This window comes from Streptomyces sp. NBC_00872 (assembly GCF_045161915.1).
GTDB lineage: Bacteria > Actinomycetota > Actinomycetes > Streptomycetales > Streptomycetaceae > Streptomyces.
Genome location: NZ_CP108806.1, coordinates 2,091,830 through 2,116,427, shown reverse-complemented (window position 1 = coordinate 2,116,427; position 24,598 = coordinate 2,091,830). Strand labels below are relative to the sequence as shown.

At 71.2% G+C, this 24,598-nt stretch carries 24 protein-coding genes; 8 read left to right on the top strand and 16 right to left on the bottom strand.

From position 1 onward, the window contains the following. Window positions 1-20: 20 nt before the first annotated feature. The 4 genes from mgt (at window position 21) to OG214_RS09095 (ending at window position 3,975) form a co-directional block, all read left to right on the top strand. Complete coding sequence (mgt, locus tag OG214_RS09110; RefSeq protein ID WP_405984449.1) at window positions 21-1,232, top strand: macrolide-inactivating glycosyltransferase; 1,212 nt, start codon at window positions 21-23, stop codon at window positions 1,230-1,232. A 459-nt stretch (window positions 1,233-1,691) separates the two neighbouring features. Next, a complete protein-coding gene (locus OG214_RS09105; protein WP_405984448.1) occupies window positions 1,692-2,948 on the top strand; it encodes a S8 family peptidase in 1,257 nt (418 codons plus the stop codon). Between the two features lie 123 nt (window positions 2,949-3,071). Then, on the top strand, window positions 3,072-3,620 hold the full coding sequence (locus OG214_RS09100) for a DUF1697 domain-containing protein (RefSeq protein ID WP_405984447.1): 549 nt from the start codon (window positions 3,072-3,074) through the stop codon (window positions 3,618-3,620). Then, window positions 3,613-3,975 (top strand): nuclear transport factor 2 family protein, encoded by a 363-nt coding sequence (locus tag OG214_RS09095; RefSeq protein ID WP_363082738.1) that lies wholly within the window; start codon window positions 3,613-3,615, stop codon window positions 3,973-3,975. Before OG214_RS09100 ends, OG214_RS09095 begins: the two co-directional genes overlap by 8 nt. Window positions 3,976-4,034: 59 nt before the next feature. On the opposite strand, the gene OG214_RS09090 is transcribed toward OG214_RS09095, so the two are convergent. From OG214_RS09090 to OG214_RS09025, 14 genes are all read right to left on the bottom strand, one after another. Beyond that, window positions 4,035-4,850: a sirohydrochlorin chelatase gene (locus OG214_RS09090; RefSeq protein WP_382851441.1), complete on the bottom strand. Its 816-nt coding sequence runs from the start codon at window positions 4,848-4,850 to the stop codon at window positions 4,035-4,037. 6 nt (window positions 4,851-4,856) lie between these two features. Then, window positions 4,857-5,801 carry an ABC transporter permease gene (locus tag OG214_RS09085; protein ID WP_363082736.1) on the bottom strand — a complete coding sequence of 315 codons (945 nt, stop codon included), beginning with the start codon at window positions 5,799-5,801 and terminating at the stop codon, window positions 4,857-4,859. Further along, window positions 5,788-6,579 carry an ABC transporter ATP-binding protein gene (locus OG214_RS09080; RefSeq protein ID WP_363082735.1) on the bottom strand — a complete coding sequence of 264 codons (792 nt, stop codon included), beginning with the start codon at window positions 6,577-6,579 and terminating at the stop codon, window positions 5,788-5,790. The genes OG214_RS09085 and OG214_RS09080 overlap by 14 nt, the downstream gene beginning before the upstream one ends. A gap of 93 nt (window positions 6,580-6,672) precedes the next feature. Continuing rightward, a complete protein-coding gene (locus OG214_RS09075) occupies window positions 6,673-7,788 on the bottom strand; it encodes an aliphatic sulfonate ABC transporter substrate-binding protein (RefSeq protein WP_405984446.1) in 1,116 nt (371 codons plus the stop codon). 276 nt (window positions 7,789-8,064) lie between these two features. Further along, a complete protein-coding gene (locus OG214_RS09070) occupies window positions 8,065-9,444 on the bottom strand; it encodes a sulfate adenylyltransferase subunit 1 (RefSeq protein WP_405984445.1) in 1,380 nt (459 codons plus the stop codon). A 2-nt stretch (window positions 9,445-9,446) separates the two neighbouring features. Then, the gene (gene cysD / locus OG214_RS09065; RefSeq protein WP_363082732.1) at window positions 9,447-10,382 is read right to left on the bottom strand and encodes a sulfate adenylyltransferase subunit CysD; all 936 of its coding nucleotides are present in this window, start codon (window positions 10,380-10,382) and stop codon (window positions 9,447-9,449) included. Beyond that, the gene (gene cysC / locus OG214_RS09060; protein WP_405984444.1) at window positions 10,379-10,966 is read right to left on the bottom strand and encodes an adenylyl-sulfate kinase; all 588 of its coding nucleotides are present in this window, start codon (window positions 10,964-10,966) and stop codon (window positions 10,379-10,381) included. The genes cysD and cysC overlap by 4 nt, the downstream gene beginning before the upstream one ends. Further along, a complete protein-coding gene (locus OG214_RS09055) occupies window positions 10,963-11,664 on the bottom strand; it encodes a phosphoadenylyl-sulfate reductase (RefSeq protein WP_405984443.1) in 702 nt (233 codons plus the stop codon). The genes cysC and OG214_RS09055 overlap by 4 nt, the downstream gene beginning before the upstream one ends. Then, window positions 11,661-11,837 (bottom strand): hypothetical protein, encoded by a 177-nt coding sequence (locus OG214_RS09050; protein ID WP_405984442.1) that lies wholly within the window; start codon window positions 11,835-11,837, stop codon window positions 11,661-11,663. The genes OG214_RS09055 and OG214_RS09050 overlap by 4 nt, the downstream gene beginning before the upstream one ends. Further along, window positions 11,834-13,531, bottom strand: coding sequence for a nitrite/sulfite reductase (locus OG214_RS09045; protein ID WP_363082728.1), 1,698 nt, complete (start codon window positions 13,529-13,531; stop codon window positions 11,834-11,836). Before OG214_RS09045 ends, OG214_RS09050 begins: the two co-directional genes overlap by 4 nt. 116 nt (window positions 13,532-13,647) lie before the next feature. Continuing rightward, complete coding sequence (locus OG214_RS09040) at window positions 13,648-13,731, bottom strand: putative leader peptide (RefSeq protein ID WP_342671247.1); 84 nt, start codon at window positions 13,729-13,731, stop codon at window positions 13,648-13,650. 159 nt (window positions 13,732-13,890) lie between these two features. Beyond that, window positions 13,891-14,514 carry a GNAT family N-acetyltransferase gene (locus OG214_RS09035; RefSeq protein ID WP_405984441.1) on the bottom strand — a complete coding sequence of 208 codons (624 nt, stop codon included), beginning with the start codon at window positions 14,512-14,514 and terminating at the stop codon, window positions 13,891-13,893. Window positions 14,515-14,628: 114 nt separating this feature from the next. Next, the gene (locus OG214_RS09030) at window positions 14,629-16,044 is read right to left on the bottom strand and encodes a GAF domain-containing protein (RefSeq protein WP_405984440.1); all 1,416 of its coding nucleotides are present in this window, start codon (window positions 16,042-16,044) and stop codon (window positions 14,629-14,631) included. A gap of 172 nt (window positions 16,045-16,216) precedes the next feature. Continuing rightward, window positions 16,217-17,896: an acyl-CoA dehydrogenase family protein gene (locus OG214_RS09025; RefSeq protein ID WP_405984439.1), complete on the bottom strand. Its 1,680-nt coding sequence runs from the start codon at window positions 17,894-17,896 to the stop codon at window positions 16,217-16,219. 17 nt (window positions 17,897-17,913) lie between these two features. On the opposite strand from OG214_RS09025, the gene OG214_RS09020 reads away from it, so the two are divergent. Together OG214_RS09020 and OG214_RS09015 are read left to right on the top strand one after the other, a co-directional pair. Beyond that, window positions 17,914-19,125, top strand: a complete 1,212-nt coding sequence (locus tag OG214_RS09020) for a YihY/virulence factor BrkB family protein (RefSeq protein ID WP_363082724.1) — start codon at window positions 17,914-17,916, stop codon at window positions 19,123-19,125. Between the two features lie 123 nt (window positions 19,126-19,248). Then, window positions 19,249-19,989 carry a helix-turn-helix domain-containing protein gene (locus tag OG214_RS09015; RefSeq protein WP_405984438.1) on the top strand — a complete coding sequence of 247 codons (741 nt, stop codon included), beginning with the start codon at window positions 19,249-19,251 and terminating at the stop codon, window positions 19,987-19,989. Here OG214_RS09015 and OG214_RS09010 read toward each other — a convergent pair. Continuing rightward, window positions 19,929-20,339, bottom strand: a complete 411-nt coding sequence (locus OG214_RS09010) for a VOC family protein (RefSeq protein ID WP_363082722.1) — start codon at window positions 20,337-20,339, stop codon at window positions 19,929-19,931. The genes OG214_RS09015 and OG214_RS09010 overlap by 61 nt on opposite strands. A 167-nt stretch (window positions 20,340-20,506) precedes the next feature. Further along, window positions 20,507-21,397 (bottom strand): S1 family peptidase, encoded by an 891-nt coding sequence (locus OG214_RS09005; protein ID WP_405984437.1) that lies wholly within the window; start codon window positions 21,395-21,397, stop codon window positions 20,507-20,509. An 837-nt stretch (window positions 21,398-22,234) separates the two neighbouring features. Between OG214_RS09005 and OG214_RS09000 the strand changes: the two genes are divergently transcribed. Both OG214_RS09000 and OG214_RS08995 read left to right on the top strand, forming a co-directional pair. Further along, on the top strand, window positions 22,235-22,546 hold the full coding sequence (locus tag OG214_RS09000; RefSeq protein ID WP_363083025.1) for a DUF1232 domain-containing protein: 312 nt from the start codon (window positions 22,235-22,237) through the stop codon (window positions 22,544-22,546). A 325-nt stretch (window positions 22,547-22,871) separates the two neighbouring features. Continuing rightward, window positions 22,872-24,581: a glycoside hydrolase family 13 protein gene (locus tag OG214_RS08995; RefSeq protein WP_405987458.1), complete on the top strand. Its 1,710-nt coding sequence runs from the start codon at window positions 22,872-22,874 to the stop codon at window positions 24,579-24,581. The last annotated feature ends 17 nt before the right edge of the window (window positions 24,582-24,598 follow it).

Sequence of the window (24,598 nt, the reverse complement as noted above, 5' to 3'; positions counted from 1 at the left end):
GTCTCGTTTACGGTGAGGTCATGACCGCATCGCAGTCCGCCCATATCGCCATGTTCTCCATCGCCGCTCATGGCCATGTGAACCCGAGTCTCGACATCATCCGGGAACTGGTCGCCCGGGGGCACCGGGTCAGTTACGCGATCCCCGCGCTCTTCGCCGGGAAGGTCGCGGCGACCGGCGCGGAGCCGGTGATCTATACCTCCGTCCTGCCCACGCCCGACGACGATCCGTCGGCCTGGGGCACGGAACTGGTCGACAATCTCGAACCGTTCCTCGACGACGCGATCCAGGCGCTGCCGCAGCTCGCCGCCGCGTTCGAGGACGACCGGCCCGATCTGGTCCTCGGCGACATCACGTCCTACCCGGCGCCGCTCCTCGCGCACCGCTGGGGTGTCCCGTACATCCAGCTCTCGCCGAACATGGTCGCCTGGGAGGGGTACGAGGAGGAGGCCGCCGGGCCGATGCTCGAACAGCTGAAGGCCTCCGAACGCGGCCGTGCGTACCGGGCGCGCTTCGCGGAGTGGCTCACGGAGAACGGCATGGGCCATACCGACCAGGACCGGCTGGTCGCCAGGCCCGGCCGCTCCCTGGTGCTGATCCCCAAGGTGTTGCAGCCCCACGCCGACCGCGTGGACGAGTCCGTGTACACCTTTGTCGGCGCCTGTCAGGGCGATCGCGCGGATCAGGGCGAGTGGCGGCGGCCGGCCGGGGCGGAGAAGGTCCTGCTGGTCTCGCTCGGCTCGGCCTTCACCAAGCGGCCCGCGTTCTACCGGGCGTGTGCCGAGGCCTTCGGCGGTCTGCCCGGCTGGCATGTGGTGCTCCAGACCGGGCCCCATGTGGACGCGTCCGAACTGGGCGAGGTGGCCGCCAATGTGGAGGTGCGTCAGTGGGTGCCGCAGCTCGCCGTTCTCCGGCAGGCCGACGCCTTCGTCACCCACGCCGGCGCGGGAGGCAGCCAGGAGGGTCTCGCGACGGGCACCCCGATGGTCGCCGTACCGCAGGCGGTCGACCAGTTCGGCAACGCCGACACGCTGGTCTCGCTGGGGGTGGCCCGTCGCCTCGACACGGAAGAGGCGACACCGGAGGCGCTGCGGGAGGCGGTTCTGGCGGTGGCCTCCGACCCGGAGGCGGCCAGGAGGCTCGCCGGGATCAGGCGCGGGATGGCGGCGGAGGGCGGCACACCGAGGGCGGCCGATCTGATCGAATCGGCGCTTCCGGCCGTGGCGTCCTGACGCGGCCGGCTATCCGGACAGACCGGAGACGCCGGAGGGACCGGGAGCGTCGGACGGACCGGGAGTGCCGGAGGGACTGGGAGCGCCGGACGGACCGGGAGCGCCGGACGGACCGGGAGTGGTGGCCCGGGGTGCCGTCCTCCTCAAAAGGTGGGGTTGGGATCAGGCCATTCCGTCCGCGTTGTTGATATGCGGGCAGTGCGGCCCGTTCCTCCCCATGGCCGGTCACATCTCCGACGAGAAGAATCGAAGCTCTGTGCCGTCAACGGGGGTTAACGGGCGAGCCCGACGCTTTCCGGACTGGCCGATTCCTTGTGGGGGATCGAGGTTTACGAGATCGGCGCCGCCCGGAGGCCTTGATCTGCACGCGTCAATCGGTCAGGGTTCGAGCCAGTTCGGCGGAGAACTGCCGTCCGCCGGGCGTCCCCCCACAGAAGATGACGAGGAGCTTCCCTCTTCATGGCAACTCAACAGCGTGCGACCAGGATCAAGCTCACCGCCGCCCTCACGGCCGTCGCCGCGGCGGCCGGAATCACCGCGCTCACCTCCCCCACGGCGGGCGCGGCTCCGGCACAGGGCGTGGTGCACGGCGCCGACGCCAAGGGCGCGGTGGCCGGCAGCTACATCGTGATGCTGCACCGGCCGGCCGGTCAGGACACCGGCCGCGGGACCGGCGAGAAGGCGGCCGGGCAGAGCTACGACAGGACCGAGAAGCGGGAACTGGCCGAGGAGTACGGCGGCCGGCTCGCGCGGAACTACAGCACGGCCGTCAACGGCTTCTCCGCCAGTGGACTCACCGAGGCGGAGGCCAAGCGTCTCGCCGCAGACCCGGCCGTCGCCAAGGTCGTCCAGAACAAGACCTTCAGCGTCAGCGCCACCCAGAGCAACCCGCCCTCCTGGGGCCTCGACCGCGTCGACCAGACCACGACCGCCGGGGACAGCTCGTACACCTACCCGGACAGCGCCGGTGAGGGGGTGACGGCGTATGTCATCGACACCGGGGTCCGGATCACGCATCAGGACTTCGAGGGCCGCGCCAGCTACGGCTACGACGCCATCGACGGTGACAACTCCGCCGACGACGGCTACGGCCACGGCACGCATGTCGCCGGAACCATCGCCGGCGCCGCGCACGGAGTCGCCAAGAAGGCGAAGATCGTCTCCGTACGGGTGCTCGACAACAGCGGCTTCGGCACCACCGAGCAGGTCATCGCCGGGATCGACTGGGTCGCCGCGAACCACCAGGGCCCGTCCGTCGCCAATATGAGCCTCGGCGGCGGCGCCGACCCGGCCCTCGACGAAGCCGTACGCAACGCCATCGCCAGTGGTGTCACCTTCGGTGTCGCCGCCGGCAACAACGCCGCCGACGCGAGCATCATCTCTCCGGCCCGGGTCGAGGAGGCCATCACCGTCGCCTCGTCCACCGTGGACGACGCGCAGTCGTCCTTCTCCAACTTCGGCCCGATCGTGGACATCTACGCTCCGGGCTCCGGCATCACCTCCGACTGGAACAACAGCGACACCGCCATCAGCACCATCTCGGGCACCTCGATGGCCACACCCCATGTGGTCGGCGCGGCGGCTCTCTATCTCGCGGGTCACCCGGACGCGACCCCGGACCAGGTCGCCACCGCCCTGACCGACGGCGCCACGCCCGACGCGATCGTCAACGCGTCGGAGGGCACCCCGAACAAGCTGCTCAAGATCGTCGAGTAGCGATCGTCGACCAGCCGCACCGCACGCGGACCGGCGGCCGTCGCGCCCTCCCCCACGGGGCGCGGCGGCCGCCCCGCTCGTGCCTGGCGCCCCGGGCGCGGCCCCGCGGCCTATCGTGTGCTGATGACCACGACATACGCGGCGCTCCTGCGCGGAATCAATGTCAGCGGCCACCGACGCGTTCCGATGGCCGATCTGCGCGAGCTGCTCTCGGAACTGGGCCATCGCGATGTCCGTACGTATCTCCAGAGCGGCAACGCGGTCTTCACCAGCGACTCCGCCGACGAGAGCGCCCTCGCGGCCGGTCTGGAGCGCGCCGTCGAGCGGCGCTTCGGGTTCACCGTCGGCTGTCTGGTGCGCGGCGCCGCCTATCTGCGGGCCGTCGCCGACGAGTGCCCCTTCCCCGCGGCCACCCTTGAGGGCAAGCAGCTCCACGCCACCTACTTCTCCGGGCCGGTGGAGGCCGAGCGGCTCGCCACCGTCGACCGGGCCGCCCATCTCCCCGAGGACTTCCGGCTGGGCGACCGGGTGCTGTATCTCTACACGCCGAACGGTCTCGGCCGCTCCAAGCTCGCCGAAGCGCTGGCCAGGCCGGGCCTGTTGCGGGGCGTCACGGCCACCAGCCGCAACTGGAACACCGTTGTCAAACTGGTGGAGCTGACCCGTGACTGACCGCACCTCCGTGATCTCGGCCGCCATCGAGGCGGAACTGCGTCTGCTCGACCCGGCGGTCCGCTCCTCCGCCGACCTGCTCGCGGAACTGCTCCATCCGGACTTCAGGGAGTTCGGTGTCTCGGGCCGGGAGTGGGACCGCGGTTCGATCGTCGAGGCGCTCGGCGCGAAGGGCGCGCCCGCGCCCCGGCCGATCACCACCTCCAAGATGCGAGGCGTCCAGCTCGCCCCCGGCGTGGTGCTGCTGACCTTCGACACGGAGTTCAACGGCCGCCGGGCCCACCGCAGTTCGCTCTGGCGGCTGACCGAGCGCGGCTGGCTGCTCTACTTCCATCAGGGCACCCCGTTCGACTGATCCCGCGCCGTCCGCCCGGCGCGGGCCACTCGGGTCACCGGGTCGCGCGGGTCACCGGGTCAGGCGGGGCGGGCCAGCCGTATGAGACCGTCCGGGGCCGCCGCCCGCTCGTCGTAGCGGCGCAGCAGCAGCCGTGCCAGCTCCGGGGCCGCGCCCAGGACACCGGCCAGTACATCGGCGCCGCCCTCGCGGGCGCCGGCCGCGATACGGTCCGGAAGGAAGCCGGGGGCGATGACATACGGGGCCACGGCGACCTTCCGTACACCCTCGGCCCGCAGCGCGCGCACCGCGTCCTCGGTGCGCGGAAGGGAAGCGGAGGCGAACGCGGGGCGCACAGCGCACCAGCCGGTGCGCAGCCACTCCCGCGCGATGCCCGCGATCACCGCGATCGCCTCGGGATCCGAGGAGCCCGCCGAGGCCAGTACGACCCCGGTCGAGGCCCGGTCGGCGGGCCTGAGCCCCGCCTCGTACAGCCGCCGCTCCAGCGCGTCGGTCAGCAGCGGCGACGGGCCGAGGACCTCGGCCTGACGGATCCGCAGACGCGGATGGCGCGCCGCCGCCTCGTGCAGCACCGCCGGGATGTCGGCCTTGGCGTGGAACGCGCGCGTCAGGAGCAGCGGCAGGACCACCACGTCCCGTACGCCCTCCCGCGCCAGCCGGTCCAGCAGCCGTGGCACGGCCGGGGCGTTGAAGTCCAGGAAGCCGGTCTCCACCCGCAGTCCGGGCCGCAGCGCGCGCAGCCGCCCGGTCAGGGCGTGCACGGTCGCGGCGTGCCGAGGATCACGGCTGCCGTGGGCGACGACGAGCAGCACCGGCCGGGGGAGGGGGCGTGGTCCGGACCGGGGTCCGGACGGCTGAGCGGAGTGGTGGCGCATGGGGAATCAGCTTTTCACGAGAAGACCGCGGCCGCGCAGCACCCGCCGCTCCAGCGGACTGAAGATCAGCAGGTCGATGGCGATACCGACGACCAGGATGAGGAAGATGGCGAGGAACACCATGGGCATACTGCCGACCGTACGGCCGTTCTCCAGCAACTGGCCCAGCCCCACACCGAGATCGGGCGAGGACGCGATGATCTCCGCGGCCATCAGCGAGCGCCAGGAGAACGCCCAGCCCTGCTTCAGCCCGGCCAGATAGCCGGGCAGCGCCGCCGGCATCACGATGTGCCAGGTGCCCCGCAGTCCGGTCGCGCCGAGTGTCCGCCCGGCCCGCAGGAACAGCGGCGGCACCTGGTCGACGCCGGAGACCAGACCGTTGGCGATCGAGGGAACCGCGCCGAGCAGGATCACGGCGTACATCATCGAGTCGTTCAGCCCCAGCCAGATCACCGCGGGCGGCACCCAGGCCACCGAGGGCAGCGACTGGAGTCCGGACAGGATCGGACCGATGGCCGCGCGGACGAACCGCACCCGGGCCACCAGCAGTCCGAGCGGTGTACCGATCGCCAAGGACAGCAGGAAGCCCAGCAGACCGCGCGAGACACTGGTCCAGATGTAGCCGAGCAGGGTGCCCTGGGCCCAGGCGTCCGCCACCTCGTCCCACACCGCCGACGGCGAGGGCAGCTTGTAGTCGTCGGTGATCTTCGCCCAGACGAGGATCTGCCACACCACCAGCACCAGCGCGACGGCGATGACGGGCGGCAGGACCTTCTGGACGAGCGTCTGGCGCAGCGGCGCCCGTCCGGTCTGTACGGTGTCCAGCGCGTCGAGCCCGGCTTCCAGGTCCGCCAGATCGTGCTGGAGCGCCGGGCCCCCGGACTCCGTCCCGCCCGCCGCCGGGCCCTCCGGTGTCGTGTCCTTCGGCGCTGTGGTCTCAGTGCTGCCCATGGCGGCGGATCTCCCCACGCAGTTCTTCGGTGATCTCGACGGACAGCTCCGCGACGGCGGGGTCCTCGATACGGCGCGGCTGCGGGATCTCCACACGCCACTCATGGGCCACCCGGCCGGGCCGCGACGACAGCAGGACGACACGCTCGGCGAGCCGCACCGCCTCCCGTACGTTGTGCGTGACGAACAGCACCGAGAGATTCGTCTCGCGCCAGATCCGGGTCAGCTCGTCGTGCAGCACATCCCGGGTGATGGCGTCCAGCGCCGCGAACGGCTCGTCCATCAGCAGCAGTTGGCTGTCCTGGGCGAGCGCGCGGGCCAGCGCGACCCGCTGCCGCATACCGCCGGACAGCTCGTGCACCCGTTTGCCGAACGAGCCGTCCAGCCGTACGAGGGAGAGCAGCCGCTCCGCCTCGCCGCGCCGCTCCTGCTTGGGCACCCCGCGCAGCCGCAGCGCCAGCTCGATGTTCTTGCCCGCGGTCAGCCACGGGAACAGCGCGTGCTCCTGGAACATCAGAGCGGGCCGGCCGCCGGGCGTCTCGATGGACCCGGCGGACGGACGGTCCAGCCCCGCGACCAGATTGAGCAGGGTGGACTTGCCGCACCCCGACGCTCCCAGGAGGGTGACGAACTCGCCGGGAGCGACATCGAGCGTGATGTCGTCCAGGACGAGCTGCTGCCCGGCGGGCGTCACGAAGGACTTCGAGACATGCGCGATACGGGCGGCGTGGTCCACCGCCGGGGTGCTGTCGGCGGCCTTGGCGAGAGCTGTCGCCATGGTCGTCACCTCCTGGGAACGGTGTGGGAACGGTCGGGAATCACGCGGACACGGCGGATACGCCGGATGCGCTGGATACGGCGTACATCGCGGTTACCCGACGCCGAGACCGGCGTCGGCGACCTCGGGCTGACCGGCGGCCGTGAGCACCTTGTTCAGGGGCCGCAGGTCGTAGATACCGGCCAGATCGGGCTTCTCCAGCAGACCGGCCTTCACCGCGTGGTCGGCCTCCGCCTGGAGCGTGGCGGCCAGCGGGTCGTTGATGATCTCGATCGACTCCCACGCCGGGTCGAGCACCTCCGGCGGCAGCGCCTTGCCGGAGAGGACCTTCAGCGCCTCGTTGGCGGACGCCTTCGCCTGGGCGTCGTTGGCGTTGATCCACTCGTTCGTCTTCACCGAGGCGCGCAGCACGGCCTCGACCACGTCCGGGTGCTCGCCGAGGAACTTCTGCGACACGATGATGTTCGTGATCACGAACTTCTTGTCCGGCCACAGGTCGGACTCGTTCAGCAGTTCCTTGGCGCCTTCGGCGACAAGCTTGGACGCGGTCGGCTCCGGCACCCAGGCGCCGTCGATGGAACCGGCCTTGTAGGCGTCCGGGGTGATCTTGTTGTCCGTACGGACGACGGAGACATCACCCTTGCCGGACTGGGCGTCGACCTTCCAGCCCTTCTCGGAGACCCAGTTGAGGAAGGCCACGTCCTGGGTGTTGCCGAGCTGCGGCGTGGCGATCTTCTTGCCCTTGATGTCGTCCAGGGTCTTGATCTTGTCGGGGTTGACCACGAGCTTCACACCCCCGGAGGCCGAGCCGCCGATGATACGCAGGCTCTTGCCGCCCGTCTGGGTGTAGCCGTTGATGGCGGGGGAGGGGCCGATGAAGCCGATGTCGATGCTGCCCGCGTTGAGGGCCTCGATCTCGGAGGGGCCCGCGTTGAAGGTGGAGGGCGCCACCTTCGTACCGCCCAGCTCCTTCTGGAAGAGCCCCTCCTGGATGCCCACGAGAGCCGTGGCATGGGTCAGATTGGGGAAGTAGCCGATCTTCACCGTGTCGGCCGAGAGCGCCTTGCCGGTGGCGGCGGGGGCGGCCTTGTCGTCCTTGGTGTCGGAGTCCGAGCCGTAGCCGCAGGAGGTGAGCGCGACGGTGAGCAGCGGCAGTGCGGTGGCGACGGCGGCGAGACGGCGGCGCGCGATGGAGCGGGAGGCTGGCACGGGAGGTTTTCCCCTCGTTGGCCCGGTGCTCACGCCCTTCCGGAGTACGGGGGCGGGGCCGGGAAGTCGGTAGGTCTTCGGCGGTGCGGGGGGTTCGGGTGGTGCGGGAGTCGCGGGAGACGGGAAGACGGGTACGGCGGGTGGGGGGTGCGGGCGCGCGAGCGGTGCGCGTACGTCATCACGCACATCGCGCCACCCCGCCCGTTCCCGCGCCGAGGGCGCCGCTGCCGACCCGGCCGCCCTCCTTCGCGAAGGTCGCGAACACGTCCATCACCATCAGAAATCCCAGCCCTCGTCGTCGGCGGTCACGGCCGCGGTGGCCCCGGCGGTCGCCTCGGTGAACGCGTCGCCCGCCATGCCGGCGGTCAGCGTCGTACCGTCCGCGGGGTCGATCAGCAGAAAGGAGCCGGTGCCCCGGGAGTCCGCGTAGGCGTCGAGCGCGAGCGGCTCCGCCGTACGGACCCTGACCCGGCCGATGTCATTGGCCACGAGCTGCCCGGGGTCCGGGTGCTGGGAGAGATCGTCCAGCGTCAGCCGTGACGGGATGTCCTTCACGATCGCCTTGACCGTACGGGTGGTGTGCCTCAGCAGTACCCGCTGGCCGACGACGAGCGGCGCGTCGGCGACATGGCAGACGGTCGCCTCCACATCCTGGGTCGTCGCGGGCGCGCCGGCGCTGGGCGCGATCAGATCGCCGCGCGAGATGTCGATGTCGTCGGCGAGCCGGACGGTCACCGACTGCGGCGCCCAGGCGATGTCCACGCTCTCGCCGAGCGCGTCGATGCCCTCGATGGTGCTCGTACGGCCCGACGGCAGCACGGTCACCGGGTCGCCCACCCGCAGCACCCCGGAGGCGATCTGGCCCGCGTAGCCGCGGTAGTCGGGGTGCTCGGCGGTCCGCGGACGGATCACGTACTGCACCGGGAAGCGCGCCGGGCTGCTCGCCAGATCACTGCTGACGGGCACGGTCTCCAGATGCTCCAGCACGGTCGGGCCGCCGTACCAGTCCATGTGCGCCGACGGCTCCACGACATTGTCACCGGCCAGCGCCGAGATCGGGATCGCGGTGATCTCCGGGATGCCGAGGGAAGCGGCGTACGCCGTGAACTGCTCGGCGATGGCGGCGAACACGGGTTCGGCGTAGTCGACCAGATCCATCTTGTTGACGGCGAGGACGACATGGGGGACACGGAGCAGCGCGGCCACCGCGGCATGACGGCGGGTCTGCTCGACCACGCCGTTGCGGGCGTCCACCAGGACGACGGCCAGCTCCGCGGTGGAGGCGCCCGTCACCATGTTCCTGGTGTACTGCACATGCCCGGGGGTGTCCGCGAGGATGAACCGCCGCCGGGGCGTGGCGAAGTAGCGGTAGGCGACATCGATCGTGATGCCCTGCTCGCGCTCGGCCCGCAGCCCGTCGGTGAGCAGCGCCAGATCGGGAGCGTCCTGGCCCCGGCTGCGGGAGGCGTGCTCGACGGCCTCCAGCTGATCGGTGAGCACCGACTTGGAGTCGTGCAGCAGCCGGCCCACCAGAGTGGACTTGCCGTCGTCGACGGAGCCCGCGGTGGCGAAGCGCAGCAGCGTGGTCGCCGAGAGCCGCTCGGTGAACTCCGCGAACCCGGCGGCCGGCTGGGTGGGCCCGGTGGTGCTCGTCATGGTTAGAAGTACCCCTCGCGCTTGCGGTCTTCCATGGCGGCCTCGGACAGCTTGTCGTCGGCGCGGGTCGCGCCGCGCTCGGTCAGCCGGGACGCGGCGATCTCGGCGATCACCGCGTCCAGCGTGCCGGCGTCCGAGTCGACCGCGCCCGTGCAGGACATGTCCCCGACCGTGCGGTAGCGCACCTGGCGCCGCTCGACGGTCTCGGACCCGGCGGGGCCGCCCCACTCACCGGCGGTCAGCCACATTCCGGAGCGCCGGAAGACCTCGCGCTCGTGCGCGAAGTAGATCCGGGGGAGTTCGATCTCCTCGCGGGCGATGTACTGCCAGACGTCCAGCTCGGTCCAGTTGGAGAGCGGGAAGACCCGGACATGCTCACCGGGCGCGTGCCGGCCGTTGTAGAGCTGCCACAGTTCGGGCCGCTGCCGGCGCGGGTCCCACTGGGAGAACTCGTCGCGCAGCGAGAAGACCCGCTCCTTGGCGCGCGCCTTCTCCTCGTCGCGCCGGCCGCCGCCGAAGACCGCGTCGAATCGCTCGGCCTGGATCTTCTCGGTCAGCGGCACGGTCTGGAGCGGATTACGGGTGCCGTCGGGCCGCTCCCGGAGCTTCCCGGCGTCGATGTACTCCTGTACGGAGGCGACATGGAGGCGCAGTCCGTGCGCGGCCACCGTGCGGTCCCGGTACTCCAGCACCTCGGGGAAGTTGTGCCCGGTGTCCACATGCAGCAGCGAGAACGGCACCGGCGCGGGCGCGAACGCCTTCAGCGCCAGACGCAGCATGACGATCGAGTCCTTGCCGCCGGAGAACAGGATCACCGGCCGCTCGAACTCCCCCGCCACCTCACGGAAGATATGGACCGCCTCGGACTCCAGGGCGTCGAGATGGCTCAGCGCGTACGGGGCGTCCGTGCCCCCGGTGACGGCTGCGACGGTGGTCACGCGAGACCCCTCTCGGTGAGCAGCGCGTGGAGCGCGGCGGCGGACTCCTCGACGGACTGGGTGTGCGACTCGATCCGCAGATCCGGCGCCCCGGGGGCCTCGTAGGGGTCGTCGACCCCGGTGAGACCGGAGATCTCGCCCGCCGCCTGCTTGGCGTACAGCCCCTTCACATCGCGTACGGAGCACACCTCGACCGGTGTGGCCACATGCACCTCCAGATACCCGGTGCCCTCCGTGTGATGGCGCTTGCGCACCGCCTCCCGGCTGTCCGCGTACGGCGCGATCACCGGTACCAGCGCCTTGACGCCCTGGGACGCGAGCAGTTCGGCGACAAAGCCGATGCGCTGGACATTGGTGTGCCGGTCCTCGCGGCTGAAGCCGAGACCGGCGGAGAGGAACTCCCGGATCTCGTCGCCGTCGAGCACCTCGACCCGGTGGCCCTCGGCACGGAGCCGGCCGGCCAGCTCGTACGCGATGGTCGTCTTGCCCGCGCTCGGCAGTCCGGTGAGCCAGACCGTCGCGCCCCGCTCCGTCGCGCTCGCGCGCCCCTCGTGACGCACGCGCCCCTCCTGATGGTCCGTCATCCGTGCAGCCCGCATTCGGTCTTGCCCCGGCCGGCCCAGCGGCCCGCGCGCGCGTCCTCGCCCTCCAGCACCCGGCGGGTGCAGGGGGCGCAGCCCACGGAGGCGTAACCGTCCATCAGCAGGGGATTGGTGAGGACACCGTGCTCGGTGACATAGGCGTCCACGTCGTCCTGCGTCCAGCGCGCGATGGGGGAGACCTTGACCTTGCCGCGCTTCTCGTCCCAGCCGACGACGGGTGTGCCCGCCCGGGTCGGGGACTCGTCGCGGCGCAGCCCGGTGGCCCAGGCGTCATAGCCGGTCAGGCCCTCTTCGAGGGGCTTGACCTTGCGCAGGGCGCAGCAGAGGTCGGGATCGCGGTCGTGCAGCTTGGGACCGTACTCGGCGTCCTGCTCGGCGACGGTGCTGCGGGGGGTGAGCGTGATGACATTGACGTCCATCACGGCGTCCACCGCGTCGCGTGTGCCGATCGTCTCGGGGAAGTGGTAGCCGGTGTCGAGGAAGACCACATCGACGCCGGGCCGCACCCGGGAGGCGAGATGGGCGACCACCGCGTCCTCCATCGAGGAGGTGACGCAGAAACGTTTCCCGAAGGTGTCCGTGGCCCAGCGCAGAATCTCCGTGGCCGAGGCGTCCTCCAGCTCGCGGCCCGCCCGCTCGGCGAGCGCCCTGGGATCGCCGGTCTCTGTCAGAGCCGTCATATCTCTTCCCCGCCGTCACCGTGCCGGAGCCCGCGGGCGAGCAGCCCGAGGAACTTCAGCTGGAAGGCCCGATTGCAGGCCGCGCACTCCCAGGCGCCATGGCCCTGCTCGCTGGGACGCAGATCCTCGTCGCCGCAGTAGGGGCAGTAGAAGGGGGCCGCGCGCTCGCTCATGACAGCGACTCCTCGCTGGCGCGGGCCGCCCAGGTGGCGAAGCGCTCGCCCTCCTCGCGCTCCTTCTGGAAGCGGCCGAGCACCCGCTCGATGTAGTCGGGCAGCTCGTCGGACGTGACCTTGAGCCCGCGCACCTTGCGGCCGAAGCCCGCCTCCAGGCCCAGCGCGCCGCCCAGATGCACCTGGAAGCCCTCGACCTGGTCGCCGTTCCCGTCCAGCACGAGCTGGCCCTTGAGACCGATGTCGGCGACCTGGATACGGGCGCAGGCGTTCGGGCAGCCGTTGACGTTGATGGTGATCGGCTGGTCGAAGTCCGGGATACGGCGCTCCAGTTCGTCGATCAGCGTGGCACCGCGCCGCTTGGTCTCGACGATCGCCAGCTTGCAGAACTCGATGCCCGTGCACGCCATCGTGCCGCGCCGGAACGGCGACGGCTTGACCCGCAGATCGAGCGCTTCGAGACCGGCCACCAGCGAGTCGATCCGGTCCTCGGTCACATCGAGGACGATCATCTTCTGCTCGACGGTGGTACGGAGCCGGCCCGAGCCGTGCGCCTCGGCCAGCTCGGCGATCTTCGTCAGTGTGGCGCCGTCCACCCGCCCGACCCGGGGTGCGAAGCCGACGTAGAAGCGGCCGTCGCGCTGACGGTGCACCCCTACATGGTCACGCCACTGCTGTACGGGCTGCTCGGGCGCCGGGCCGTCGATCAGCTCGCGCTTGAGGTACTCGTCCTCCAGGATCCGGCGGAACTTCTCCGTACCCCAGTCGGCGAGCAGGAACTTCAGCCGGGCGCGGGTGCGCAGCCGGCGGTAGCCGTAGTCGCGGAAGATCGAGATCACGCCGGTGTAGACATCGGGGACCTCGTCCAGCGGCACCCAGGCGCCGAGACGCTGGCCGATCTTGGGGTTGGTCGAGAGCCCGCCGCCCACCCAGAGATCGAAACCGGGGCCGTGCTCGGGGTGGTTCACCCCGACGAACGAGATGTCGTTGATCTCGTGCGCCACGTCGAGCAGCGGCGATCCGGAGATCGCGGACTTGAACTTGCGCGGCAGATTGGAGAAGTCGGGGTTCCCGACGATCCGGCGGTGGATCTCGTCGACCGCCGGGGTGCCGTCGATGATCTCGTCCTCGGCGATCCCGGCGACCGGTGAACCGAGGATCACCCGGGGTGTGTCACCGCAGGCCTCGGTCGTGGAGAGACCGACCGCTTCGAGCCGCCGCCAGATCTCCGGCACGTCCTCGATCCGGATCCAGTGGTACTGCACGTTCTGCCGGTCGGTGATGTCGGCCGTGCCGCGCGCGAACTCCTGCGAGATCTGGCCGATCACCCGCAGCTGCTCGGTGGTCAGCCGCCCGCCGTCGATGCGCACCCGCATCATGAAGTACTCGTCGTCCAGCTCCTCCGGCTCCAGGATCGCGGTCTTGCCGCCGTCGATCCCGGGCCTGCGCTGGGTGTACAGCCCCCACCAGCGCATCCGTCCGCGCAGATCGTTCGGGTCGATCGAGTCGAAGCCCGCCTTGGAGTAGATCGTCTCGATACGTGTCCGTACGTTGAGACCGTCGTCGTCCTTCTTGAACTGCTCATTGCCGTTGAGCGGAGTGAAGTGACCCACGGCCCACTGGCCCTCGCCGCGGTGACGGCTCACCTTGCGGCGGGGCGTGGCGGTGGACGGCTTTTCCGGGGTGGCGGCCATGGCGGGTACGTCCTTCGAGACATGCAGGAGGGCGGCTCTGAGCCGCACACTCACGCGGGGGGCGTCGGTGCGCGGCGGGATGACAGAGAGGGGGGATCGCGGCGGTGCTGGGACTCTCAGCCCGCTGGACAGATGGCGCTGGACAGGCGGCCGAGATCGACGTGCCGCCGACTCACCAAGGCTATTCCAGCTCTAGACATGACGGAAGCGTGTCACGCGTATCTCCGGGCAGTCCACCACTATCCATTATCTGGACGAGACTGTCCCACTCTACGAGACGATGTGTCGCCCGTCACGGGCTGTGCGGGTTTGACCGCGACCGGTGGCCCGGCCGGCCGGAACCCGTGATCCCGAAGCGGTCATACGGACCTGGTGGCTTCCGTTTCCTGGGGCGCGTGGGGCGCGTGGGTCTCCTGGGGCGGCTGAGCGCCGGGCCAGGGGCCGGGGGCCGCCACTTCGGGCTCCTCGGTGATTTTGGTGTCGAAGAGGGTGAAGCCTCGGCGCAGATAGTTGTCCATGGCGTACGGGCCGTCCTTGGAACAGGTGTGCAGCCAGACCCGCTTGGTCGGCTCGGCGCCGGGCCACCGCTCGGCGAGGTCCCAGGCCCGTGCCACTCCGTACGAGAGCAGATGGCCGCCGATGCGCCGGCCGCGGAAGGCGGGGATCAGCCCGAAGTACACGATCTCGACCACGCCCTCCGGTCCCGCCTCCAGTTCCAGATAGCCGGCCGGTGTGCCCTTCTCGTAGGCGACCCAGGTCTCGACGCCCGGCCGCGAGAGGAACTCCTGCCACTGGGTGTACGAGAGCGTCAGCCGGTCGGTCCAGCGGACGTCCCCGCCGACGGCCGTGTAGAGGAAGCGGCTGAACTCGGGCGAGGGGATCTCGGCCCGTACGATCCGCACCTCGCCCGCGGGCTCGGCGGCGGGCCGCAGATCGGCGGGCGAGGTCTGCTCCAGGGACCAGGTGGTCACAGTGATGCTCATACGAGCCAGCGAATCACGCGCCGGGAACGCGCTGGAAGCCGCCCCCGCGCCGCCTTCGCGCCGCCCCCGCCCCAGGGCCCCCGGGACCGGCCGGTCGCGTCCCGGGCGGCGGCCTCACGCGCCGCCCGGCGGGTGTCTGGCGTTCAGTACCGCCGGCGCCTGTGAACGCGGCAGCAGATCCAGCGGGTCCTCCGGCCCCACCACCGCCACCTCGATCCCCTCGCTGAAACGGTACGGCCGGTGCGCCAGCACGCCCGACAGATGGCGCCGGACCCGGGAGACCTCCGCCCGTACCGTCACCGTCCGGGTGGGGTCGCCGAAGACGTCGGAGGCCAGTTCCGCCGCGCTCCGGCCGTCCCGGTGCACGGCCAGCAGATAGAGCAGCTCGGCGTGGCGCGGGGTCAGCTCCTGGGTCCAGCTCCCCGCCGATCCGGAGACCGTGACCGTCGGGTGCCGGGGCCGGCTCAGATCCAGTACGACCCGGCCCGGTGTCTCCGCCCGCGGCCGTGTCTCGTCCACCCGTACCAGCCAGCCGCCGGGCAGCGGCTCGACGGTGCACATGCCCAGCGAGGGCAGCAGGACCCGGCCCGCGCGGAGGGACTTGGGCAGCGGCAGCCGGTCCACCGGCGCCATGCCCGTGACGGCCGCGGTCCAGCCGTGCGCGTCGACCGCCACCGCACGGCCCCCGCCCAGCCGGCACATGATCGGCGCGGCCACCGAACGGAGCCGCTCGACGGCCCGGCCGTGCCGCTCGCGCAGCTCCCCCTCCGCGAGCCGGGCGACCGAGGTGACCAGCGCCAGCGTCATCGGATGGAAGCCCGTCGCCGGACCGCTGACATCCACCACGCCCAGCAGCCGGCCGTCCCTCGGATCGTGCACGGGCGAGGCCGCGCAGGTCCAGGTGTGCAGCGTCTGGGCGAAGTGCTCGGCCGAGTGGACCCGTACCGGCCGGCGTGCCGCCAGCGCCGTACCGATGGCATTGGTCCCCGTGGAGTGCTCGGACCAGGCGGCGCCCTCTTCGAGCTGGATGCCGTTCGACTTCCGCAGCCCGCCGAGGCCGCCCCTGCGCCACAGCACCCGTCCCTCGTCGTCGGTGACCACCATGATCTGGAGCGAGGAATCGATGATCTCGCTGAGGGAACCGACGAGCGTACGCACCACCTCGCCCAGCGCGGAGGTGCGCCGGCGGTGCTCCAGCTCGTCCCGCTCCAGCAGCGCGCCGGAGTCGTGCCGTTCCGGGTCGGCCCCGATCCGGAACATCCGCCTCCAGGACGCGTCGATCACCGGCCGCGGAGCCACCGGGGGCCGTTCACCCGCGAGGACGGCGTCCCGGATCTCATGGAGCAGCCGGGCGCCCTGCGCGCTGTCCGCGGCGGTGAGCCTCGCCAGGTCGAGCGGTCCGTTCCTGAGCGGTCCGTTCCTGAGCGGTCCGTTCCTGAGCGGTGTCCCGCCGAGCGGCGCGTTCCCGAGCGGGGTGTTTCTGAGCGGTGTCTTTCTGAGCGGTGCGTCACCGAGCGGAATGTTCTTCATCGGCCTCCCCCAGCCACCGGTGCTGCTAAATCGGTTCTTCTGCAACGGGCTGCAACCCTGGCGAGCGGTGGACGCGTACAAGAAGGTGAGTACGGGTCAGAGGTGGTGCCGTGTCGGCGCGGCATCACCTCTGGCTCACCTCGCGCCTGTCCACCCGCTCGCACCCGTCCGTTCAGCCGACGGGCCGCGCCCGGTCCACCACCGACGCCAGACCGAGGGTGTGGGGCAGCGTCCCGAAGGCCGAGCCCCAGTCCCCGCCCAGCCGCGAGGCACAGAACGCGTCCGCGACCTCCGGGGGTGCCCAGCGCACCAGCAGCGAGCCCTGGAGCACCAGCGCCAGCCGCTCCACCAGCCGGCGGGCACGGGCCTCGATCCCGGTCAGATCGGCCAGTTCGGTCAGCAGATCCTTGATCGCCGCGTCGAGCCGGTGGTCGGCGCCGCGCGCCCGGCCCACCTCCTGGAGGAAGGCGTTCAGCGCCTCCGGCTCACGCTGGAGGGCCCGCAGCACATCCAGTGCCTGTACGTTCCCGGACCCCTCCCAGATCGAGTTGAGCGGCGACTCGCGCAGCAGCCGCGGCATACCGGACTCCTCCACATAGCCGTTGCCGCCCAGGCACTCCAGAGCCTCGCCCGCCACCGGCGTACACCGCTTGGTCACCCAGTACTTGGCGGTGGGCACCGCGAGCCGCAGAAAGGCCCGCTCATGGTCCGCGCCGCCGTCGCCGCCGTTCCCGCCGCCTCCGCCGGCGGCGTTCTGGATCACGTCGTACGCCGACGCCAGCCGCAGCGCCAGCACCGTCGCCGCCTCCGACTCCAGCGCCAGATCGGCCAGTACGTTCCGCATCAGCGGCTTGTCGATCAGCTCACCGCCGAACGCGCCGCGGTAGGTGGCGTGATGCACCGCCTGTGCCACGGACTGCCGCATCAGCGCGGCCGATCCCAGCACACAGTCGAGCCGGGTCGCCGCCACCATCTCGATGATGGTGCGCACCCCGCGGCCCTCCTCGCCGACCCGCCTGGCCCATGTACCGTCGAACTCCACCTCGCCCGAGGCGTTGGACCGGTTGCCCAGCTTGTCCTTGAGGCGCTGGATCAGGAACACGTTGCGCGTTCCGTCGGCCAGGACCCGGGGGACCAGGAAACAGGTCAGTCCGCCGGGCGCCTGGGCCAGTACGAGGAAGCCGTCGCACATCGGTGCCGAGCAGAACCACTTGTGCCCGGTGAGCAGGTACTCGCCCTCCGTGTCCAGCGGCAGCGCGCTCGTCGTATTGGCTCGTACGTCGCTGCCGCCCTGCTTCTCCGTCATGCCCATCCCGAAGAGCGCGCCGGCCTTCTCCGCGGCCGGCCGCAGCCCCGGCTCGTACCGGTGGGAGGTCAGCCTCGGCTCCCACTCGGCCGCGAGATCAGGTTCGGCGCGCAGCGCGGGCACCGCGGCATGGGTCATCGACACCGGACAGCCGTTACCGGCCTCCACCTGCGTCCAGACGAAGAAGCCGGCCGCCCGGCGCAGATGCCCGCCCGGTCTGCCCCAGGCGTCGGTCAGTCCGGCCGAGACCGCCTGCCCCAGCACCTGATGCCAGGCCGGATGGAAGTCGACCTCGTCGATCCGGTTGCCGTAGCGGTCATGGGTGCGGAGCTCCGGCGGACACTCGTTGGCCCGCGCTCCCCACTCCTGGGCCGCCGCGGATCCGGCGGTGCGGCCGAGCGCCATCAGCTCCGCGCGGGTCTCGTCGAGAAGAGCGGGTGCGCTGTGCCGCTCCACGCCCTCCACGAGGACCCGGTCGGCGCTGAAGACGTCGTACCCCACCAGGGGCGGAACCTGATTGGTCACTGTGTGGGTGGTGGCTGCCATGCCGATACGGTAAGGAGGTGCAGGCAGCAAAAGAAACACCCGAGCGGCCGGCGGGTCGACTCCACCGGGCCCGAGTCCTCTACCGCAACGTATCCAAGCGGCGGATGACCTGGTTGCTGCTGAAGGACACGGTCAACTCGTGCATCGAGTACCGCGTGCTGGGGCTCGCGGCCGAGGCGGCGTTCTTCACGCTGCTCTCGCTGCCGCCCCTGCTGCTCGGTCTCATCGGGCTGCTCGGCTATGTGGACGACTGGACCAGCACCGCCACCGTCGCCTCGATCGAGAAGAACATCCTCTCGGCGGTCGGCACCGTGCTCTCGGACCGCGGGGTCAACCAGATCGCCAAGCCGCTGCTGAAGGACATCACCCATGGCGGACGCCCCGATGTGATCTCGCTCGGTTTCGCGATCGCGCTCTGGTCGGGCTCCCGGGCGGTCAATGTCTTCGTCGACACCATCACGGTGATGTACGGGCTCGACGGGCGGCGCGGCATCGTCGCGACCCGGCTGCTCGCCTTTCTGCTCTTCCTTGTGGCGCTGCTGATCGGCGCGGTGGTGCTGCCACTGGCGGTGGTCGGCCCCGACCGGGTGGTCGAACTCGTCCCGTGGGGCACGGCGGTGGTGAGCGTCCTGTACTGGCCGGTGGTCATATTGCTCTCCATCGCCTTTCTGACCACGCTCTACCACGTATCGGTGCCGGCTAGGTCCCGCCGCTGGCTGGAGGATGTGCCGGGCGCGCTGGTGGCGCTGGCGATGTGGGTGCTGGGGAGTTTTCTGCTCCGGATCTATCTGACCAGCACGGTCGAGGGCCTGACCATCTACGGCTCGCTGGCCGCGCCCATCGCCGTACTGCTCTGGATCGGCGTCTCCGCGTTCGCGGTCCTGGTGGGCGCGGCGGTCAACGCGGCGACCGACCGGGTCTGGCCGTCGGTCGCCACGGCGGCGGCGCGCGCCTCCAACGAACGTCTGCGCGCGGCCCACGCGGCGGAACTGGTGGCCCGCGCCGCGGCCGCCGCGGAGGCCAGGAACGCGATCGAGGACGACGACGGAACCGATCCGGGCATGCCCTCGGAGTACCCGGAGAGATGGTCGAGGTTCCTGCCGCCGGACGATGTGAAGGCACGTGTGAAGGCCCGGCTGCACGCGGGCTGGGACGGCTACCGCGAGAGCCGGGAGAAGGGCCGTGGCGGCCAGGGGAACGGGGACAAGGTCGACGGGGACAAGGGGTAGGGCGGCCAGGGGAGTTGGCGTCCCGGGGAGCCGGCCGTAGGCGACCGACGACGACGCGGCGAGGCGCGGTGCCAGGGCACGCGAGCCCAGCAGGTCCAAGCGAGAGGCCCTAACCTCGTCGGCATGTACGAGGAACGGGCGTCGCGGCTCGAAGGCGCGGTCGTCTGGACGCGGACGGTGACGGCGGGCGGGCGATCCACGCCCTACCCCGTGCTGCCCGACGGCTGTATGGATCTGCTGTGGATCGGGGACAGACTGCTGGTCGCCGGACCCGATACCCACGCCTACGCGCCCGAGGGGATCGACGGGCTGTACTGCGCCGGGGTGCGCTTCGCGCCCGGGGCCGCGCCCGCGTTCCTCGGCGTACCGGCGCACGAGCTGCGCGATCTGCGGGTGGAGCTGGCCGATCTCTGGTCACCGGCCGAGGTGCGCGGGCTCACTGGGCGGCTCGCGTCCGCCGATGACCCGGCGGAGGCGCTGGAGGCGGTGGCGCTGGGGCGGGCCGCGGCCGTCGGACCGCCCGATCCGCTGCTGCGGGCGGTCGTCGACGCGCTGAACGCGGGACATACGGTCGCGGCGACCGCCGACGCCGTCGGGCTCGGCGTCCGCCAGCTCCACCGCCGCTCCCTGGACGCCTTCGGTTACGGGCCCAAGACGCTGGCCCGGGTGCTGCGGCTCCAGCGCGCGCTGGCGCTCGTACGGGCGGGGGAGCCGTACGCCGCGGCGGCGCTCGCCGCGGGCTGTGCCGACCAGGCGCATCTCGCCCGGGAGACACGCGATCTGGCCGGGCTCACCCTCGGTGCCTACGTGGCACTGGCGAACAGCGAGACCTCGCAGCCGTCCGGGTCCAGGACCACCGCGTAACGCTGTCCCCACACGGCGTCCCAGGGCTTCAGATGCCCCCGGTGCCCGGCCGCGACCAGGGAGTCGTAAGCGGTGTCCACCTCGGCGGGGCTCCCGCAGAGGAAGGCGAGCCCGATCCGTCCCCCGCGCTCCGGCCGCGTCCAGCCGGGATCGTAGGTACGGACGGTCTCCTCGGTGTCCCAGAGGATGCGAGAACCCCCGGGCAGGGTGGCCTCGGCATGGGGCGCGGTATCGGCGTCGGCGGGTACGGGCACGCCGAGCGCGCGGTAGAAGGCGAGCGAGGCGGCCATGTCGGAGACGACCAGGCCGATCGCGTCGAGTCGTGGGGCCGGAACGGAAGCGGTAGTCATGTCTCCACGGTAGGAGCGTGCGCGGGGGCCGGTCTTGAACGAATCGGACGGGGAACGCGACGGGCCGCGCACCAGGTGCGCGGCCCGTCGGTGTTCCGAGGAACGATCAAGCGGATGAAGCGTGTTGTCCGTGCCGTGGTGCGTGTGGTGCGAGTCGTGCGCGGAGACTAGAAGATGCTGACGCCGTAGGCGTTCAGGGCCTCCACGACCGGCTGGAAGAACGTGGTGCCACCGGAGGAGCAGTTACCGCTGCCGCCCGAGGTCAGGCCCAGCGCCGTGGTGCCGGCGAAGAGCGAGCCGCCGCTGTCGCCGGGCTCGGCGCAGACGTTGGTCTGGATGAGACCGCCGACGATCTGGCCGCTGCCGTAGTTGACGGTCGCGTTGAGACCGGTGACCGTACCGCTGTGGACACCCGTGGTCGAGCCGCTGCGGCGGACGCTCTGGCCGACCGACGGGTTGGCGGCGCCGGTGATCTCCTGGTACGAGCCGTTGTACAGGTACACCCGGCCGTCGGCCGCACCCGCGTTGGAGTGGCGGATGATGCCGTAGTCGTTGGTCGGGAAGCTCGAACCGGCACGGGTGCCGATGTTCCAGGTGGCGCCGGCGTTGGTGCAGTGTCCGGCGGTCAGCGCGTAGTACGTCGAGCCGCTGCGGACGTTGAAGCCCAGGGAGCAGCGGCTGCCACCGGTGGTGATGGCCTCGCCGCCGGCGATGAGCGTGTTGAACTTGCCGGGGGTGTGCTTGATCGTCAGGCCCGCGGTGGCACCCACGGAGTTCTTGAGCTCGGCTATCTCCGAGTCCGAGACCGTGCTGTCGACGGTGACGACGACCTTGCCGGAGGCCGCGTCCGTGTACCAGGCCGTACCGGCGATGTCGGCGCCGCGGACGGCGGAGCTGGCGTCGGCGAGCTGGGCCGCGGTGGCCTTGGGGGCCGGGGCGGGCGCCGCGATGGCAGTCGGGGCCGCAAGCGCGACAGCGGTCATCAGACCTGAGGCGACGGCGAGAAGCCGTACGCGTCCTGATACCGCGCCGAGGGGGGAAAAGCGCTTGAAGGTCACAACATCCTCCATAGGTGGGGGAACTCGCGATCCGTTGGGTAATCGGGCCGCTGCGGTGCGACCGTTCACCGCCATTCGGTTTTGGCCGTGAACCTGTCAATCGCACGACTGAATCGTTGACTCCGTTTGGTCTTTGGGCAAGGCCCACTTCTGGACCGGCGGGCGGAGAACGGCTGCCGTGACCGGACACGCTCCTGGGACGGGTCCGAAGTCCTGCCGTGGGAGGGCCTGTTGGCGGGGCCGGACTTCCGGCCCTCGCACCCCTCAGTGAATTGCTGCAAAGCCGGTGCCGACGGGAGCGTGACCGGTGAATGGCCGTCAGAACACACGGTCAGCACGAGAATCGACCGGGAGCGCCATTCGGCCATGTGGCCGGGGCGTCACAATCACACATGCTTCACCGTGGGTGATGGATGTATGACACAGGGGGTCCGGGGGGTCCGGTATGTGATGGCCGGAAGGCGGCGGCGCGGCGGAAGTTCTACCCGCGTCCCGGAGGGCGGCTCGCCCGTTTGCGCGGCGTACCCCCCAATTGTGCCCGAGTTGATCATGGCTGGAAATGAGCGGAGGCGGGGCGTCCGGAGGCGGAACGGCGTGGGGCGGCGGTCGGATTCGACCGGCGGGGCGCTCTTGCGGGGCATCAGTGACGTGTGCTCCGGATGGGTCGGCGGATGAGGCCTCCGGCCGGTGCCACGGCAACATACCGACTGGTCGGGCTGGTGGGTAGAGGACCCCGGTGGGGCGGGCGTACGGCGGAGGCCCCGGGGTGGCGGGCCCGCACCCGGGGTACCCGGGTAGCAGCGGCCGGCCCCACGGCCCCGAGCGAGGAGCCCCGGCATGAGCAGCGAACTGAAGATCCTCATCGCCGTGGCGGCCGTCCTGGTCGCGCTGACCCTGGGCGTCGCGATCGCTCTGGTCGTCCGGCTGGTACGGGCCCGCCGTGCCCTGCGCCGGGCGGGGCTGCCGGCCGAGAGGCGCTGGGTGTTCTGGGCGGCGATCGGTTATCTGGTGCTCCCGGTCGATCTGCTGCCCGATCCGGTGTTCGTCGACGACATCGGGGTGCTGATGCTGGCGCTGCGCTCGCTGAGGCCGCGGACGCCGGAACTCCGCTCACGGACGCCGGAACTCCGGTCGAAGACCACTCGGTAACGATCACACCCACCGGTACGGGCACCGCGTCCACCACCGTCGGTGACGGCCGGGACAGGGCGTCCACCAGCGCCGCGACCGCCCCGCGTGTCCCGGCCGGGCGGCCGGAGCCGTATGCCCTGCGGGAAGTCTCACACCGCGGGCTGACCCATTTGATGCGCTCAAGGGATGATCGCACCGGCACCATGGCAGTCGGCCCAGTGGCCCCGACATCCCGGCACGAGAGGTATCAGTGACTCAGCACGCGTTCCCGGACGGCAACGGAAACGGCGACGGTGACGGCAACGGCGTCTTCACCGATGGCGGCACCCACGGCGGTACCGGCATCGGTTCCGGCGACGGCACCCGTACCGGCGGGGGTGATCGCGACTGGTGGCGGGAGTCCGTCGTCTACCAGGTCTACGTTCCGAGCTTCGCCGACGCCGACGGGGACGGAATGGGCGACCTCCAGGGGATCGCCGACCGGCTCGGCCATGTGGCGGACCTCGGCGCGGACGCGGTCTGGCTCACTCCGTTCTACCGCTCCCCGCTGGCCGACGGCGGCTACGACGTCGCCGACTACCGCCAGGTCGATCCGCGCCACGGAACCCTCGACGACTTCCGCGCGCTGCTCGGCCGGGCCAGGACGCTCGGTCTCCGTACCATCGTCGACATCGTGCCCAACCACTGCTCCGACCAGCACCCGTGGTTCGTCGAGGCACTCGCCTCCCCGCCCGGCTCCGCCGCGCGCGACCGCTTCGTCTTCCGGGACGGAACCGGCCCCGGCGGCGCGGAGCCGCCCGCCGACTGGCAGTCCAAGTTCGGCGGCGCGGCCTGGACACGGGTCCCGGACGGCCAGTGGTACATGCATATCTTCGCTGCCGCCCAGCCCGATCTGAACTGGGAGAACCCCGAGGTCGCCGCCGAGTTCGAGGCCATCCTGCGGTTCTGGCTCGACCTGGGCGTCGACGGCTTCCGTATCGATGTGGCCCACGGGCTGCGCAAGGACCTCGCCGCGCCCCTGCGTAACACCCACGGCGGCGACTCGGCGTCCCTCAACGCCCCGCCCAGCGGCGAGGACCATCCGTTCTGGGACCGCGACGAGGTCCATGAGATCTACCGTCAGTGGCGGAAGATCACGGACTCCTACGCGCCGCCCCGGATCATGGTCGCGGAGGCGGGCGTCAGCGCCGACCGGCTGCCGCTCTACACCCGGCCCGACGAACTCCACCAGGCCTTCAACTTCTTCCATCTGCGCTGCCCGTGGAACGCGGGCGCCTTCCGCGACGTGATCGACACCTCACTCACCGGAGCGGCGGCCAACGGGGCACTGCCGACCTGGGTGCTGTCCAACCATGACGTGGTGCGCCACCGCACCCGCTACGGGGTGCCCGAGGGCACCGATCTGCGCGGCTGGCTGCTGACGGACGGCCGGGAACCCGCCGTCGACGAGGAGCGGGGCCGCCGGCGGGCCAGGGCCGCCGCGCTGCTGACCCTCGCGCTGCCCGGTACGACCTATCTCTACCAGGGTGAGGAACTGGGCCTGCCCGAGGTGGCCGACCTGCCCGCGGACGCGCTGCGCGACCCCATGTGGGAGCGGACGGGGCACGCCGTGAAGGGCCGCGACGGCTGCCGGGTGCCGCTGCCGTGGACCAGGACGGGATCCTCGTACGGCTTCGGGCCCGGCGGCAGCTGGCTGCCCCAGCCCAAGGGATGGGGCGAGCGCTCGGTCGAGGCCCAGACCGGTTCTCCCGGGTCCTTCCTGGAGCTGTACCGTACGGCGCTGCGTCTGCGCCGTGGCTGTCTGGGGGACGAGGACTTCGCGTGGCTGCCGTCGGCGCCGGGCGAACTGGCCTTCCGCAAGGGCGGGAGCAGGGGTGCGGACGGGAACGGGAACGCGGGTCTGGAATGCCGCGTCAATATCTCCGACGAGCCGCTGCCGCTGCCGGCCGGCGCCGAACCGCTGCTGGCCAGCGCCGAGTTGGCGGGTGACGCGACGACCGGCCGTCTGCTGCCCCCCGACACGGCGGTCTGGCTGAGCACCGGGGCGAGCTGATCCGACGGGCTGAGCCG